The sequence below is a fragment of the Flavobacterium flabelliforme genome, assembly GCF_017948675.1.
GTDB lineage: Bacteria > Bacteroidota > Bacteroidia > Flavobacteriales > Flavobacteriaceae > Flavobacterium > Flavobacterium pygoscelis.
This window is the reverse complement of sequence record NZ_JAGFBU010000001.1, coordinates 63,624-79,505: the sequence shown is the minus strand read 5'-3', so window position 1 is coordinate 79,505 and position 15,882 is coordinate 63,624. Positions and strand designations below refer to the sequence as shown.

18 protein-coding genes are annotated in these 15,882 nt (G+C 32.0%); 4 read left to right on the top strand and 14 right to left on the bottom strand.

Annotated elements, in window-relative coordinates:
* Positions 1 to 403: 403 nt before the first annotated feature.
* The 7 genes from J3S90_RS00360 to rsfS form a co-directional block, all read right to left on the bottom strand.
* On the bottom strand, positions 404 to 1,177 hold the full coding sequence (locus J3S90_RS00360; protein WP_210643938.1) for a superoxide dismutase: 774 nt from the start codon (positions 1,175 to 1,177) through the stop codon (positions 404 to 406).
* Between the two features lie 7 nt (positions 1,178 to 1,184).
* Positions 1,185 to 1,454: an acyl-CoA-binding protein gene (locus tag J3S90_RS00355; RefSeq protein ID WP_210643935.1), complete on the bottom strand. Its 270-nt coding sequence runs from the start codon at positions 1,452 to 1,454 to the stop codon at positions 1,185 to 1,187.
* Complete coding sequence (locus tag J3S90_RS00350) at positions 1,454 to 2,107, bottom strand: phosphatidylserine decarboxylase family protein (RefSeq protein ID WP_210643933.1); 654 nt, start codon at positions 2,105 to 2,107, stop codon at positions 1,454 to 1,456. Before J3S90_RS00350 ends, J3S90_RS00355 begins: the two co-directional genes overlap by 1 nt.
* Positions 2,097 to 2,987 carry a phosphatidate cytidylyltransferase gene (locus J3S90_RS00345; RefSeq protein WP_210643931.1) on the bottom strand — a complete coding sequence of 297 codons (891 nt, stop codon included), beginning with the start codon at positions 2,985 to 2,987 and terminating at the stop codon, positions 2,097 to 2,099. The genes J3S90_RS00350 and J3S90_RS00345 overlap by 11 nt, the downstream gene beginning before the upstream one ends.
* A 1-nt stretch (position 2,988) precedes the next feature.
* Positions 2,989 to 3,591 carry an LUD domain-containing protein gene (locus J3S90_RS00340; RefSeq protein ID WP_188049831.1) on the bottom strand — a complete coding sequence of 201 codons (603 nt, stop codon included), beginning with the start codon at positions 3,589 to 3,591 and terminating at the stop codon, positions 2,989 to 2,991.
* Between the two features lie 115 nt (positions 3,592 to 3,706).
* Positions 3,707 to 5,632 (bottom strand): ATP-dependent zinc metalloprotease FtsH, encoded by a 1,926-nt coding sequence (gene ftsH / locus J3S90_RS00335; protein WP_188049832.1) that lies wholly within the window; start codon positions 5,630 to 5,632, stop codon positions 3,707 to 3,709.
* Between the two features lie 19 nt (positions 5,633 to 5,651).
* On the bottom strand, positions 5,652 to 6,023 hold the full coding sequence (gene rsfS / locus J3S90_RS00330) for a ribosome silencing factor (protein WP_188049833.1): 372 nt from the start codon (positions 6,021 to 6,023) through the stop codon (positions 5,652 to 5,654).
* Between the two features lie 95 nt (positions 6,024 to 6,118).
* Between rsfS and J3S90_RS00325 the strand changes: the two genes are divergently transcribed.
* A complete protein-coding gene (locus tag J3S90_RS00325) occupies positions 6,119 to 6,847 on the top strand; it encodes a biotin--[acetyl-CoA-carboxylase] ligase (RefSeq protein ID WP_210643929.1) in 729 nt (242 codons plus the stop codon).
* A 74-nt stretch (positions 6,848 to 6,921) separates the two neighbouring features.
* On the opposite strand, the gene J3S90_RS00320 is transcribed toward J3S90_RS00325, so the two are convergent.
* Complete coding sequence (locus J3S90_RS00320; RefSeq protein WP_188049835.1) at positions 6,922 to 7,314, bottom strand: SRPBCC family protein; 393 nt, start codon at positions 7,312 to 7,314, stop codon at positions 6,922 to 6,924.
* An 18-nt stretch (positions 7,315 to 7,332) separates the two neighbouring features.
* Positions 7,333 to 7,980, bottom strand: a complete 648-nt coding sequence (pyrE, locus tag J3S90_RS00315; protein WP_188049836.1) for an orotate phosphoribosyltransferase — start codon at positions 7,978 to 7,980, stop codon at positions 7,333 to 7,335.
* Between the two features lie 7 nt (positions 7,981 to 7,987).
* On the opposite strand from pyrE, the gene J3S90_RS00310 reads away from it, so the two are divergent.
* Positions 7,988 to 8,584 (top strand): NUDIX hydrolase, encoded by a 597-nt coding sequence (locus J3S90_RS00310; protein WP_210643927.1) that lies wholly within the window; start codon positions 7,988 to 7,990, stop codon positions 8,582 to 8,584.
* Between the two features lie 116 nt (positions 8,585 to 8,700).
* On the opposite strand, the gene J3S90_RS00305 is transcribed toward J3S90_RS00310, so the two are convergent.
* The gene (locus J3S90_RS00305; RefSeq protein ID WP_210643925.1) at positions 8,701 to 10,431 is read right to left on the bottom strand and encodes a M14 family metallopeptidase; all 1,731 of its coding nucleotides are present in this window, start codon (positions 10,429 to 10,431) and stop codon (positions 8,701 to 8,703) included.
* A gap of 135 nt (positions 10,432 to 10,566) precedes the next feature.
* On the opposite strand from J3S90_RS00305, the gene J3S90_RS00300 reads away from it, so the two are divergent.
* Positions 10,567 to 11,913, top strand: a complete 1,347-nt coding sequence (locus J3S90_RS00300) for a DEAD/DEAH box helicase (protein WP_210643923.1) — start codon at positions 10,567 to 10,569, stop codon at positions 11,911 to 11,913.
* A gap of 222 nt (positions 11,914 to 12,135) precedes the next feature.
* Here the strand turns inward: J3S90_RS00300 and J3S90_RS00295 are convergent, their stop codons facing one another.
* From J3S90_RS00295 to J3S90_RS00280, 4 genes are all read right to left on the bottom strand, one after another.
* On the bottom strand, positions 12,136 to 12,714 hold the full coding sequence (locus J3S90_RS00295; protein ID WP_210643921.1) for a PhnA domain-containing protein: 579 nt from the start codon (positions 12,712 to 12,714) through the stop codon (positions 12,136 to 12,138).
* A gap of 195 nt (positions 12,715 to 12,909) precedes the next feature.
* On the bottom strand, positions 12,910 to 13,365 hold the full coding sequence (gene coaD / locus J3S90_RS00290) for a pantetheine-phosphate adenylyltransferase (RefSeq protein WP_188049841.1): 456 nt from the start codon (positions 13,363 to 13,365) through the stop codon (positions 12,910 to 12,912).
* Positions 13,366 to 13,404: 39 nt separating this feature from the next.
* On the bottom strand, positions 13,405 to 14,097 hold the full coding sequence (locus J3S90_RS00285; protein ID WP_210643919.1) for a DUF421 domain-containing protein: 693 nt from the start codon (positions 14,095 to 14,097) through the stop codon (positions 13,405 to 13,407).
* Positions 14,098 to 14,106: 9 nt separating this feature from the next.
* Positions 14,107 to 15,081 carry a D-alanine--D-alanine ligase gene (locus J3S90_RS00280; protein ID WP_210643917.1) on the bottom strand — a complete coding sequence of 325 codons (975 nt, stop codon included), beginning with the start codon at positions 15,079 to 15,081 and terminating at the stop codon, positions 14,107 to 14,109.
* Positions 15,082 to 15,275: 194 nt separating this feature from the next.
* Here J3S90_RS00280 and J3S90_RS00275 point away from each other — a divergent pair, with 194 nt between their 5' ends.
* Entirely contained in the window at positions 15,276 to 15,878 is a 603-nt protein-coding gene (locus J3S90_RS00275; protein ID WP_188049844.1) for a PASTA domain-containing protein, read from the top strand.
* Positions 15,879 to 15,882: the final 4 nt, after the last annotated feature.

The following is a 15,882-nucleotide window of genomic DNA, read 5'->3' as shown; positions in this document are numbered from 1 at the left end:
TAATCTATATTAAGATTTATTTATAACAGGTAAATACCCGATGTTAAGTAGTTTAATTATATACTAAAGTTTGTGTTTAATTAAAACCTAAATTAGAACTGCGTTACATAAATTAAGAGCTTTGTTTTCTAATAATTCAATCGATGAATTGCTAAAAAAAAAATAGAACATCAGAGGTTTGTGTTTTTATTTTAAATTAAAACACTCACACAGTACAGAGCATTAAAATTATGCTATATTAAGAATGCTTTTGTAGAATTTTTGAAAATAAGTGGTAATAAAAAAATGGAACAAAATTATTCTTAATACTAGTATTGTTTTTTTAAAATTGTAAGTAACGATTATAAAAAAAAAAATACTGTTACGTTTCCGTAGCAGTATTTTATATGTTCAAAAAAGAGAATTATTTTTTTAATGCAGCTTCATAAAATTCTTCTACTTTTTTCCAATTAATGTTGTTAAAAAAGTCATCTACATAATTAGCTCTTTTGTATTGGTAGTCTAAATAGTAAGCGTGTTCCCAAACATCTAAGGCTAATATTGGAGTTCCAGGAACAGCTGCATTTCTCATAAGAGGATTGTCTTGATTAGAAGTGCTGGTTACTTGTAGTTTGCCTGTTTTATCAACTATTAGCCAAGCCCATCCAGACCCAAAGTGTTTCGTTGCTTGATTTTTAAAAGAAGTACTAAAGGTACCAAACGAACCAAAATCTTTAATAATGGCTTCGCCTAAAGTTCCATTTGGTTCACCTCCTGTATTAGGAGCCATACATTTCCAATACAGCGAATGGTTATAATAACCACCAGCATTGTTCCGAAGTGCTTCGTCATTAGGGTCTAATTTAGATACTACTTCTTCAATTGTTAGGTTTTCTAAAGGAGTTCCTAATAGTGCTTTGTTTAAGTTATTAGTGTAAGTTAAATAATGTTTTGAATAATGAATTTCTAATGCAGTCGCTGATATGTCCGGTTTTAGGGCATCATAAGGATAAGGTAATCTGTCCATTTGAAAAGATCCCTCATCTGCTCTTACATCATCAGGTGACCCCATTACTACTTTTTTTTCTACCGTAGTAGGTAATGGAACTTCAACAACTTCAATTAATTTTTTTTCATTACAAGAATTTAAAAAACCCAAAAAAGAGACTAACGGAATCCAAAAATATAATTTTTTCATAATTAGATTATTTTTTAAATAACGAATGAATCATTTCTATATATTGTTGCTTGGCTTCATCTATACTAAGATGACTGATCTGCATCCAAGCGTTCGTCTTAAAAGCATCTCTCAAATGATAGGATGAATTTTGTTTTAGATCCACAGTTCCTAACGTAGCTTGTTTGTATGAAGCATATAGGCGCAATTGAACATCTTGTGGTAAAGATGCCTGAGTCATTTTAGAAGCTATTTCAACAGCTTCTAAGAATTGAGTATCTAAATCTTTCTGAGTCATTACTGTTTTGTAGCTATAACTGTTTTTCCACCTACTGCCACTTCATTTAAAGTAACATTTATTGGTGTTCCTAATGGTAAAAAAATATCAATTCTTGAGCCAAATTTTATAAATCCTGCATCTGTACCTTGAACTACAGTTGTACCTTCTTCTGCATAATTTACAATTCTGCGGGCTAAAGCTCCAGCAATTTGACGGTATAATACTTCTCCAAAAGTATTATTTTCTATAACAATTGTCGTTCTTTCATTTTCCTCACTAGCTTTTGGATGCCAAGCGACTAAGAACTTTCCAGGATGATATTTGCTAAATTTTACTAAACCGCTAAGTCCATAACGTGTTACATGTACATTTATTGGTGACATAAAGATAGAAATTTGTAATCTTTTGTCTTTGAAATACTCACCTTCGTATACTTCCTCAATAACCACAACTTTACCATCTACTGGTGCAAGTATTTGACTATCGTTGATGATAACATTTCTTTTAGGATTTCTAAAAAATTGTAAAATGATAATGAGCACTAATAATGCAGCTATCTGTATGACCATTTTAAGCCAATTGGTGTCAATGAAATTATCAGACAATAATAGTACAACAGCAGTAAAAATAGTGCCTAATAAAATAGATTGGGTTCCTTCTTTATGAAACATAGTTTAAAATTTGGTAAAACAAAAAAATAATTGGTGCTACAAATATAACACTATCTAAACGATCTAATATGCCTCCGTGTCCTGGCATTATGCTTCCGCTATCTTTTACACCAGCAATACGCTTGAATTTAGATTCGATCAAATCTCCTATTGTACCCGCTATTCCTACTATTACAGCAATAGAAGTCCATATAAGAATTGACCTGTCGCTGTGTTCAGGACTGGCTTTAATATAATATTTTGATATCAAATAACCTGCTAAAACTGCAAAAATAATTCCGCCAAGGAATCCTTCTACTGTTTTTTTAGGAGATATTTTCTCTAATAACTTCGTTTTACCAATAGATTTGCCTACTATATAAGCAAAAGTATCGTTGGTCCAAACCAATATAAATAATCCTATTATTATTTTAGGGTTGTAATCTTTTACTCCAAATGAAATTTTAGTTATAAAGATAAAAGGAAGTATGATGTAACCTAGTAAATAAAGATATTTAGAAGAGTTACTTATTTTTTGAATGTTGTCATAAAATAAGAAAAGAATACATTTAAGAGAAACCACTAAACATATTACAAGTAAAATAATATTTAAAGTCTCAATATTGATTGTATATGCAAACTTTGTATTAAATATATGATTTAGATTTTCTGTAGTGCTTTTATTGTAATGGCTAAATAAAGTCACAGTAGTATATAAGATAGTCCCAAAAAGAATTGGAAATACTTTATGTATTTGAACCAAATTGCAAAATTCATAAATTGCAATTATCAGAAAGATGCCAAATAATATAAAAAAGGTTTCGGTTGAATATAAAATAGAAACCAATAATAATACGATATATACAGCTCCTGATATACCCCGTTTTAAAGTTTCATTCATCTTATAGGTCTTCTAAAAGCAATAAATAAAGGTTCTTTGCAGAACTTCCATATTGTGTAAAGTCTTCTTCTTTGACTTTTTCAAAATATTTTATAGTAGTGATGTTGGTTGGGTAGTCTCTTTCATATTTTTTTTTGATAGCACTTAAGCCATCACTTTTAGCTCCAATGATTTGACTTGTTTTAGCTAAAATAATGATGTTGACTGGTAATTCGTTTGGCTTATTTTGTTTGATTTGTTTTGATGAAAATAGGATAGAGCCTTCATCTGCAATTAAATTTTCACAACTAGCAAAAATAAATTTTGGATTTAAAGGTTTTTCATAAACAAGCTTGTTATCATCAAGCATAGTATATAGAGCAGGTTCATAACAAAGTACTTCACTTTCAAACCAATCGTTTTCTTCTAAAATATTTTCAAATTGCTCTTTTACTTCATCAGCATTTTCGCAGTATAAAAATTTACCTCCATTTTTTTTGAAATTAAAGATAAATGTCTCGTCTATAGAGGTAGTGTTTTTAGTAAAGGACTCACTAAATTCACTTTCTTTTTCTTCATCAGAAGCTAGATTGCTAGAACCAAAAAATTTGCTAAAAAGACTCATATACTTTTAAACTGCTTTATTTGTTATTTGAAAACGTCCAAAGATAAAAAAATCTTAATTCAAAAGAAGCTTTTGAATTAAGATTTTGTAAATAATGTAAATATTGATGTTATTTTTATGAAACTACTTCTTCTAGATTTTTATCCCAATTTCTTTTTCCGAAGATTGCTTCTAAATCATCCTTAAAAATAACTTCTTTTTCAATTAAAATATCGGCAAGTTGATTCAACTTGTCTTTGTTTTCTTCTAATATTTGAATGGCTCTTTTGTACTGACCTTCAATTAATTCTGATATTTCAGCATCAATTATTTTTGCAGTCTCATCAGAATAAGGTTTAGAGAAGTTATATTCACTTTGTCCGGTTGAATCGTAATAAGTAACGTTTCCTATTTTTTCATTCAATCCGTAAATAGTAACCATCGCACGAGCTTGACGTGTTACTTTCTCTAAATCACTCAATGCACCTGTAGAAATTCTATCAAAAGTAACTTTTTCAGCTGCTCTTCCTCCCATTGTAGCACACATTTCATCTAACATTTGATCTGTTCTTACAATTTGTCTTTCTTCTGGAAGGTACCAAGCTGCTCCTAAACTTTGTCCACGAGGAACAATAGTTACTTTAATTAACGGTGCTGCATGTTCTAGCATCCAACTTACGGTTGCATGTCCAGCTTCATGAATAGCGATTGCTCTTTTTTCTTCAGGAGTGATAATTTTATTTTTCTTTTCCAAACCACCAATAATTCTATCAACTGCATCAAGAAAATCTTGTCTATCTACTGCTGTTTTGTTATGACGAGCTGCTATAAGAGCTGCTTCATTACATACATTTGCGATGTCAGCACCAGAGAAACCTGGAGTTTGTTTGGCTAAGAAATCTAAATCTAGACCTTCTACTTTTTTGATAGGAGCTAAGTGAACTTGAAAAATTTCGGCTCTTTCTCTAATATCTGGCAAATCAACAAATATTTGTCTGTCAAATCGACCTGCTCTCATTAAGGCTTTGTCAAGAACATCAGCTCTATTGGTTGCTGCCAAAACAATAACATTAGAATTAGTTCCAAAACCATCCATTTCTGTAAGTAATTGATTTAGTGTGTTCTCACGTTCATCATTCCCACCAGACATATTGCTTTTTCCTCTAGCTCTACCAACAGCATCTATTTCGTCAATGAAGATAATAGCGGGAGATTTTTCTTTAGCTTGTTTAAACAAATCACGAACTCGTGACGCACCTACACCTACAAACATTTCTACAAAATCAGAACCTGATAAAGAGAAAAAAGGCACTTGTGCTTCACCCGCAACAGCTTTCGCTAATAAGGTTTTACCAGTTCCTGGAGGACCAACGAGCAAGGCGCCTTTTGGTATTTTACCTCCCAGATTAGTGTATTTTTCAGGGTTTTTTAAGAACTCTACAATTTCTTGAATTTCTTCTTTTGCTCCTTCTAAACCAGCTACATCTTTAAAGGTGGTTTTGATATCTGTTTTTTCATCAAATAGTTTTGCTTTTGATTTTCCAATATTGAAAATCTGACCACCGCCACCGCCACCGCCGCCAGACATTTTTCTCATGATAAAGATCCATACGGCAACTATGATAATTATTGGTAACAAGCTCATTAAAATATCTGACCAATTGTTTTTAGGTAAAAAATTGAAATCTTTCAACTTTCCTTCAGCAACTGCTTTTTCTAATTTTGTTTGAAAAATTTGATCATTACCAATATCAAAAGTGTAATGAGGTCCTTTATTAGGTCTGTCAAAAACATCTTTAGAAACTTTTTTATGTTCAGCCTCTTTTAATGCAGCAGCATTAAGATATACTTCTGCTTCTGTTTTGTTGTAAACAGTTACTTTTTCTATTTGACCTTTTTCTAAATAGTCGTTAAACTTAGAAGATGTCAATTGTCCCGGTTCATTAATATTAGAACCTCCAGTTATGAAACTTATAAATAAGAAAATTAACAGTATTGCAGTATAAATTAACCACGGACTTACCTTGAACTTATTTGGATTTGGATTATTTTCTTTAGCCATTACTACGGATTATGTGTCTTTAGTATTTGTTTTCAATGGTTGTTATTTTTGCATCGCCCCATAAACTTTCGATGTTGTAATATTCTCTGATGTGCTTTTGGAACACATGTACAACAATATTTACGTAATCCATTAGTACCCATTCGGCATTGTCTGTTCCTTCAACATGCCAAGGCTTGTCTTTCATTTCTTTTGAAACTATTTTTTGGATTGAGTTGACAATGGCATTTACTTGTGTATTAGAGTTACCATTGCAAATGACAAAATAATCACAAACTGCTGTGTCTATTTCTCTTAAATCAAGTACAGTAATATCATTTCCTTTTACTTCTTCTATTCCGTTAATGATATTCGCTAATAGGATGTCATTATTTATCGTCTTTTTCGCCATGAATTATTTTTATATAAGTTTGTAAAGTTACCATTTTTTGTGATTATTTTTGAACCTTAACAGAATATTAAATTCTGTTGATCAAAAAAGGTATAATGAAACTAATCAAACTCGATGCCATAGATTCAACAAATGAGTTCTTAAAGGCTTTATCGAACAAACAAGAGCTGGAGAATTTTACTGTCATAACAGCTGAGAATCAAACGAAAGGAAAAGGACAGATGGGTTCTATATGGGCTTCTGAAACGAGTAAAAACTTAATAATGAGTATTTTGGTTAAGGATTTTTTATCTGATATTAATCAAATTTTCAATCTCAATATTGCCATTTCTCTTGCTGTAATTGAAGTTCTAGAAACTTTAAACATTCCTAATCTTAGTATTAAATGGCCTAACGACATTATGTCATATAACAAAAAGATTGGTGGCATTTTGATTGAAAATAGTATAAAAAGTGACGGAAAAATTGTTTCAATTGTCGGTTTAGGACTCAATGTAAATCAAACTAATTTTGAAAACTTACCAAAAGCATCTTCTTTAGCGGTTATTTGTAATAAAGATTTTAATAAAGAAAAGCTACTTTTTTCTATTGTTGACTGTTTGGAAAATAAAATAAAGGGATGTACAAATAAAAAAGATTTCTTGTGGGAAAGTTATAGTAATAAATTATTTAAAAAAGGAATTCCGATGCCTTTTTCAGATCAAAAGAAAAATCACTTTATGGGAATTATTCAAGGAGTTTCTCAAATTGGTAAGTTAGAAGTTATCTTGGAAGATGATACTGTTTCTGAATTTGATATTAAAGAAATCCAAATGTTGTATTAATAAAAAAGGAGAAAAAATAGACACTTTCGTGAAATTTTTTTCTCCTTTTAGTTATTGTTATAATGTTTTGAAACTTATAATTTATGCATATTGCTTGCTAAAGTTTCGATAAACTTACTAATTGGTCCTTTGATCATCATTGCCATCATTGGGTTGAAATCTCCTTCAAAATCAAGCTTTACTTCACTTGATGAATCTGATACACTTTCTATGTTTGCAACTAAAGTAAAAGGAAGTTTATCACTTGCCGCTCCTAAAACCACTTTGTTTGGCGCGACTTTTTCCTTCATTTTTAGTTTAATTTCTGGCATTCCTTTTAATCCAAAAATAAATGCATCTTCACCAATTACTTCAAATTTAGCGATGTTTTCTGGCATTAACGTTCCGAAATTTTTTACATCCGTTAATAAGTCAAATAATTCTTGAGCTGATTTTTGAACGCTAACTTTAGGGCTTTCTAAGTTCATCATTTTATATTTTGATTATTATATTTCAATATTCCAAGTAGATGGACTTACATTCCATTCTCTCAAGGTTTGTTCCTCTTCTTCTGTAATGTATCTTTTTGCAACTGCCAAATTCAATAGATTTTGGTAATTACTTAAAGTAAATAAATCAATATTTGCGGATTTAAAATTTTCTTCTGCAACATTAAATCCGTAAGTGAATATTGCAGCCATACCTTTTACGTTGGCACCTGCTTCACGCAAAGCCTCTACTGCAAGTAAACTACTATTTCCCGTACTAATCAAATCCTCTACTACAACAACATTTTGTCCTTTTTGTAAAAAACCTTCTACTTGATTTTGTCTACCGTGTTTTTTAGCTTCTGGACGTACATAAACGAATGGTAATCCCATGCTTTCTGCAACTAGAATACCAATACCTATTGCTCCAGTGGCAACTCCAGCAATAACATCTGGTTTTCCAAATTGTTTCTCAATGTTTTTCGAAAATTCATCTCTAACATAATTTCTTACTGCTGGAAATGAGAGAATTAATCGATTATCACAATAAATTGGCGATTTCCATCCAGAAGCCCATGTAAAAGGATTTCTTGGATTCAATTTAATTGCATTTATTTGCAAAAGGAATTCGGCTGTTTTTTCGGCGGTTTCTTTATTAAAAATCATAGTACAAATGTATAAAGTTTTTGTTAACGACAAGCCACTTTTTTTGACAAATCACATCTCCAAGGAGACAGATTTTCAATTATTTCTGTTAGAGAGTATTGACATAGAGCAACTTATCGTCAAAATATTTCAAAATAAAATTAATAAAGCCTATTTATATCATCCTGATGAAAGCTTGATAATGAAGACTTTAAAAGCTAAAATTCCTGTTTGTAAAGCAGGAGGAGGCTTAGTATATAATAAAAAGGGGGAAGTGTTATTCATTTTTAGAAATGGAAAGTGGGATTTACCTAAAGGAGGTATCGAAAAAGGAGAAGAAATTGAGGATACCGCGATGCGTGAAGTAGAGGAGGAAACTGGTGTAAATGGTCTTACAATTTCGCATAAACTTCAAAAAACGTATCATGTTTTTAGAAGAAATGGGAAGTATAAGTTAAAAATAACCCATTGGTTCGAAATGCAATCTGATTTTGAAGGGACTCCAAAAGGCCAATTAGAAGAAGGAATTGAAAAAGTCGCTTGGTTGAATCCGGAGCAAATCAAAGAAACATTAAAAAATTCCTACGAAAACATAAAATTATTGTTTGAGGAAGAGAGTATTTAGTACTATTTTATTTTTAAAAAAGCAGATTAGTTTTAAACACGTATTTCACACATTTTCGCAAATTAATATTTGAAAATGAATGAAATACGTTTTTTTTATCTATTAAAAATAGAATTTTATTTTAAAATTCGATAGACTGGATATTGTAAATGTGCAGCTTCATAGTAAATAGAATGTTTATAAATCCAATCCAATTGCGCTTCTTGGTTCTTTGAAAAGTTGGTATCGCTTTGCATTTTTTGCTGTAATTCGTCTTTTAGTTTTGGATTTTCTTTTAATATTTTAGCAGCAGTATCTTCAAAAACATAGTCAGAATACCCTTCTTTTTGTTGCAATATCGTTTCGAAAAAATTCCAATTAAAGAAAGAATCAATCGCTTCGGGTTCTAGAGTTTCTAGTAAATATTTTATTCCTTTTTGACTTGTTGTAATCAAATAATCTCCCTTAGCAAAAGCCATTTTCTTAATTTGCGATGTGGTAGTCGTATTTCTATGTAAATAATGTCCTTCATAAGCGGAATTGGTCGTTTTAAAATCAGCAATTCTGTAACTTTCCACTTCAATAACAGTGTCTTTTTTTAATTCATGCATTGCAATTCCATTGCTTTTTAATAATTCAATAACATCCCAAAATCCTTTCGGAATTATGTAAGATGCGGGTATGATAATTTCTTTTGCAGATTTATACTCTTTGCTAAATGGCACTTCTTTTTTGTAAGGTTTTGTACGATCGTAAAACAATCGATTTCCTGAGGTAACCTCACTTTTTTTGTGGCTGCCTTCATAACCTAAAAAAGAGAAAGGAATTACCTTTGTAGTATCAATTTCCCATTTTATCGTATAGGATTTTTCAGGTTTATATTGTTCTTCATTTTTTAATCTCATTTGTTTGATTTTAGTATAATTATTATCGGTAAAATCAATTGCGGAGCGCATATATTCATAGGTTACTTTTACACGGTCTGCATATTTTTTTAGCATGTGCGTTTCTACTACAAAACCAATGGAGTTAAATAAAGATGTGTAACCCGTTGCATATCTTGGACTTTCAAAAAACTGAGCAAACCCTTTGTCTGGCGTATCTGAAAAGGCATTTACATATGGAGTAGTTTCGATTCCCTTTTTTTGTAAATCGGTTACCAAAGCTGGCATCATTTCACTATTCAAAAAATCGCCTAATACATTCCCTAATTTGTTGTGCTGGGTCATGATATAAGTCAGTTTGTATTGATAATCGGCGCCATTGCTAACATGATTATCAATAAAAACATCTGGATTGATTTTGTGAAATATTTCGACAAAACTTTTGGTGTTCCTAGTATCTGACTTTATGAAATCTCGATTTAAATCATAGTTTCTAGCATTTCCTCTAAAACCATAGATTTCTGGACCCTCTTGATTTGTTCTTGTGGTCGAATTTCTATTTAAAGCGCCTCCAATATTATATACTGGAATGCAAACTATAACCGTGTTTTTTGGAGCTTTAATTTTGCCTAAAGCCAAATCTCTAAACAATTGCATACTCGCATCAATTCCGTCGGGTTCTCCGCCATGAATTCCGTTATTCAATAAGATTACGGCTTTGTTTTTATTGATTTTTTCAAAGTCGAATTGCTTTTCGGGATTAAAAATAACAATATGTAATGGTTCTCCACTATCTGTTAAACCCATTTTTTGCATTTTTATAGACGGGAAATCATTAGATAATAAAGTGTAATAGGAGATTGTTTCGGTATAACTTGGCGTTTGATTTCCGTTGCCCTTTTCAAAAAAGGTATCGTATTTATTTGTTTTTTGTGCCAAGACACTAATTGAAAAGAGTAAAATAAGGAGCGTGAAAAATCTCATACTTTGATTTTTAAATTGATTATCAAATGTAGCAAATTTTATACTGTTTTTATAAGCAATGCTATTCTCCTAAACGCCCTATTTAAAACAAATGATAATTTAAAATTTAGAATTACCTTTGCACAAATAAAAAAAATGAATACGAAACACCATTCCAACAATATACTTTTGAATTTAGGCATCGAAAGCCTGAATGAAATGCAAGAAGTTGCTCAAGACGCGATCTTAAACGATAGTAATGTATTATTACTATCGCCAACGGGCTCTGGGAAAACCTTGGCTTTTTTGTTGCCAATTCTTGAAATGTTACAACCAGAAATTCTATCAGTTCAGTGCTTAATTTTAGTTCCTTCACGTGAATTAGGATTACAGATTGAGCAAGTTTGGAAAAAAATGGGTACTGATTATAAAGTAAATGTGTGTTATGGTGGGCATTCTATCGACACAGAAATAAAAAATTTAAGTAATCCACCAGCTGTTTTAATAGGAACACCAGGAAGAATTGCGGATCATATTGATAGAGGAACTTTTCGTTTGGATAAAATTCAAACCTTGATTCTCGATGAATTTGATAAATCATTACAATTGGGTTTCCATGAGCAAATGTCATTTATCATTGGAAAACTGACTAAGCTTAACAAACGTGTTCTAGTTTCAGCAACTTCTGATATTGAGATTCCAAGATATTCAAGAGTGGTAAATCCTACCATTCTTGACTTTATTCCCGAAAATGAACAAGAATCAAACCTTTCGATGAAAATGGTAGTTTCTAAGGATAAAGATAAAATAGGAAGTTTGTTCAACTTAATTTGTTCTTTGAAATCAGAATCTGCTATTGTTTTTTGTAATCATCGTGATGCTGCAGAACGCATTAGCGATACCTTGAACGAAAAAGGAATTTACGCTACCTACTATCACGGTGGTATGGATCAGGATGAAAGGGAACGCGCTTTAATTCAGTTCCGTAATGGAAGTGTGAGTTATTTAATCACCACTGATTTAGCGGCTCGTGGACTTGATATTCCCGAGATGAATCACGTAATTCATTATCATTTACCTGCTAAGGAAGATGAATTTACGCATAGAAATGGTAGAACAGCTCGTATGTTAGCTTCTGGAACGGCATATATTGTTGCGCACGAAAGTGAGAAAAAAGCAGATTATCTAGATTACGGAATGCCTGTTTTTAATGTTGAAAATGCAACTTCATTACCAAAGCCACCTCAATTTCAAACGATTTACATTAGTGGTGGAAAGAAAAATAAATTGAATAAAATTGATATAGTAGGTTTCTTTTCTCAAAAAGGAAAACTGGAAAAAGGCGATTTAGGATTAATTGAAGTCAAAGATTTTATCTCTTTTGCGGCGGTTAAATTCAATAAAGTGAAAGATCTATTGCACGCGATTAAAGATGAGAAAATGAAGGGTAAAAAATTCAAAATCGAAGTAGCAAGAAAAGTTATTAAGAAAGAAGAGGAATAGATTATTGATCAGTTTTGAAAAGTCTTCATTCCAATTATTTTGTCATGCTGGAAGCATCTCTATAAAGTTGCTCTACATTGTTGAGGCGATTCCAGCTACACAACTGTAGTGAGTTTGTTACGGAAAAGGAAAATAAAAAAAACGTTAGCAGTCTAAATTTAGACTGCTAACGTTTTTTTTATTTTTACTCAAAACTGATTACTAACTATCAATCACTAAAATTTATGTTTTCTTAACATATTGAGTAATAATTACAATTGTTTGTCCATCTACTTTTCCTTCAATATATTCAGCGTTTTCATGGTCTAATCGAATGTTACGCACTGCGGTTCCTTGTTTAGCAACCATGCTCGATCCTTTTACTTTCAAATCTTTAATCAGGACAACGGAGTCTCCGTGTTCTAAGATTACGCCATTACTGTCACGATGTATAATTTTGTTTTCGTCATCTTCTCCTTCACCTGTAGCTTGAGCCCAAGCCAAAGTATCTTCATCTAAATACATTTGATCTAGTAATTCTTGTGGCCATCCAGCAGAACGCAAACGGCTTAACATTCTCCAAGCCACAACTTGTACCGGAGTTTGTTCGCTCCACATGCTGTCGTTTAAACATCTCCAATGGTTTAAATCTACATTTTCAGGGTTTTCTATTTGATCAACACAAGTGCTACAAGCCATGATACTTTCATCAAGCCCACCTTTTTTTGTTGGCAATACTTCGTACACTTTTAGGTTTTCGGTTGCGCCACAAAGTTCACATTTAGATCCACTACGTTTGCTTAATTCTCTTTCTATGCTCATTATTTGATGTCTTTATTTTAGGCGAATTTACTGTTTAAAGATTGTCTTCGCAAATTATAGTAGTTTTGATTGTATATATTAATAAGTACTCTTAATATTATTCTGCTGATTATTAAATCAATAGTGTTTGAAAAAAAGAAGATGCTTTCTGTGTGACAAATACACCACTTAAAGTTTTTATCAATTACTGCAAAACTATTTCATTCTAACCGCACTAGGAACCAGCAATTCATATTGTCCGCCGTTTCTAAGAACGTCTCTAACAATGCTTGAACTGATATAGGAAGTTTTTGCTGCAGTTAATAAAAACACAGTTTCTATTTTTGCCAAACGTCTATTAGTGTGTGCAATAGCTTTTTCAAATTCAAAATCGGCGGGATTTCGCAAGCCACGAAGAATAAAATTAGCTTTGACTTTATGACACAAATCAATGGTTAATCCTTCGTAAGTAATGACTGAAACTTTAGGCTCATCCTTAAATGTTTCTTCGATGAATCGTTTTCTTTCTTCAAGTGAAAACATGTATTTTTTTTCGGCATTAACACCAATAGCAATTACAATTTCGTCAAAAAGGGAAATGGCTCGATTAATTATATCTTCATGTCCTAAGGTAATTGGGTCAAAAGATCCCGGGAATATTGCTTTTCTCATATTGTATTATAGTCTATTGGTAAACTGATTTACTTTAAATTATGATTTACGAATGGTATTTAATGAAGCTACCCATTCTGATTTATTACAAACATCACAGGTAGCCATTCCCGCTTTTTGCTGTATTGTATTTCCGCAAAAAGTGCAAGAATAAAGCCCTTCATTAGGAATAACACTGTTTTTTTGATTGAATAAATGGGGCAGAATTGGCAAACCTGATTTTACCTTATCATCTTCATAATAAAAAACACTTATTTCGCCGCTGGTTTCCATAAATGCACTTTTTATTTGTCCTAAGTGTTCAATAGATTTTAATCTGAGTTCCGAGAAAAATTCATCTTGCGCTAAACTTTCTTTTTTGAAAGATGCAATCGAAAATTTTCCTTCCTGAATCAAACACTCTGTTTTTCCTTCTATAAACTCTTCGAATTTCTTGCTTTTTCCTGTAAACCAAGTGACTAATCGATACAAAAGGATAATGACAGTAAATACGGTAATAGCTGGAATTATACCCACATCTTCATAAAACATTGGGTCTCCAGCTGCTGATCCTAAAGCAATTATTATTACAGTTTCAAAAACAGACAATTGTTTTACGCCGCGTTTTCCTGCTACTTTTAAGGTAAGCAGTAAAACAATAAACATTACTGTTGATCGAAAAATGACTTCTAAAAGAAAGGATTCTGGTAAACCATTAAATAATAATCTGTTCCATTCAAATATTTCTTTCATAATAGAAATTTAGTTGTTTAAAGCCAATTCTATTGCGTTTGTGAATAAATCTTCTAGTGAAATTCCTGCTGCTTTTGCTTGTTGTGGAATCAAGCTTTCTGTTGTTAATCCTGGAATGGTATTCATTTCAAGCATGAACGGTTCACCATCTACGATAATAAATTCACTTCTAGAGAACCCTTTCATTTTTAGGATTTCATAAGCGCGTTTTGCTATTTCGCTTACTTTTTGCGTCATTTCATCAGAAATTCTGGCTGGCGTAATTTCTTGTGATTTTCCTAAGTATTTTGCTTCATAATCAAAGAAATCATTATCAGAGACTATTTCGGTAATGGGTAATACAGTTACGATACCTTTGTAATTGATAACTCCAACCGAAACTTCAGTTCCGTCTAGGAAACTTTCTATGATGATTTCGTTATCTTCTTTGTAAGCCACTTCAATTGCAATAGGCAATTCGGCAGCTGTTTTTGCTTTAGAAATTCCGAAACTTGATCCTGCTTTATTTGGTTTTACAAAACAAGGCAAACCCACTTTTGCTACAATCTCGTCCGTATTGATTTTATCCCCTTTGTTTAAGTAATAGGAAGTCGCTGTTTTGATTCCGTATGGTTTTAAAACCGATAATAAATCTCTTTTGTTGAACGTTAAGGCCGCTTGGTAGTAATCGCAAGAGGTTTGTGGAATGTTTAAAAGTTCGAAATACGCTTGCATTAAACCATCTTCGCCAGGTGTTCCGTGAATGGCATTAAACACACAATCAAAAGTGATTTTAGTGCCAGCGACTGTTACGGAAAAGTCATTTTTATCGATGGGGAATTCCGTATCGCTTGCATCTACATAAACCCATTTTTCTTTAAAAATATGGATGCGGAATGCGTTGTATTGGGTTTTGTCTAAGAATTGATAAACAACGTTTCCGCTGATTAGTGAGATTTTATATTCGCTAGAATATCCGCCCATGATGATGGCAATGTTCTTCATTTTTGAAAGATATAGGTTATGAAAACGTTTTCTTTTTTTAGCCCCGATAGCAGTGGAAATCCTTTTTATTGGCCTTTTGGCCGATAAAAAGATTGCAACGAATAGCGGGAAATAGCTCCAGAGAGTATTAAACAAAATTATCATTTTTTTTGAAACGAAATAGCTTTATCTTTGCGACATCTAAAAATAAATTTATGAGTTTACGTAAGTATCTTACTAGCCGTGTTTTTGTAATACAAGTACTAGTTGCTTTTGCCATTTTGGCTACTTTGGGTTATTTGTTTATGCATTGGTTGACTTTTACAACCGATCACGGTCATGAAATTGCAGTTCCGGATTTGCGAAAACTGACTGAGGAACAAGTGCAGACAAAACTTGATGAATTGGATTTAGACTACGTTCTTTTGGATAGTGTGGATTATAGAAGCGATTTTCCCCAATTTAGTGTGGTAGAACAAGATCCAACTCCAGGCACTAAGGTTAAAGTAGGTCGAAAAATATACATAAAAATTAATACTTCTGGATTTTCATCAGTTAAAGTTCCTGATTTAATCGAAAAAACGTATCGTGAAGCGGTGCCAACATTGAAAGCTTTAGGACTTGATGAAGGAACAGTTACTTATGTACCTAATTTAGGAAAAGATATGGTGCTGGAAATGCGTTTTAAAGGACGAAATCTAAAAGTAGGCGATAGAGTTCTAAAATCATCTAAAATTGATTTGGTTTTGGGCGACGGAAAAATGAGTTATCAAGAAGAAGAAAATGCAGCGGATACACTAAGTACGCCAATAGAATAAATAC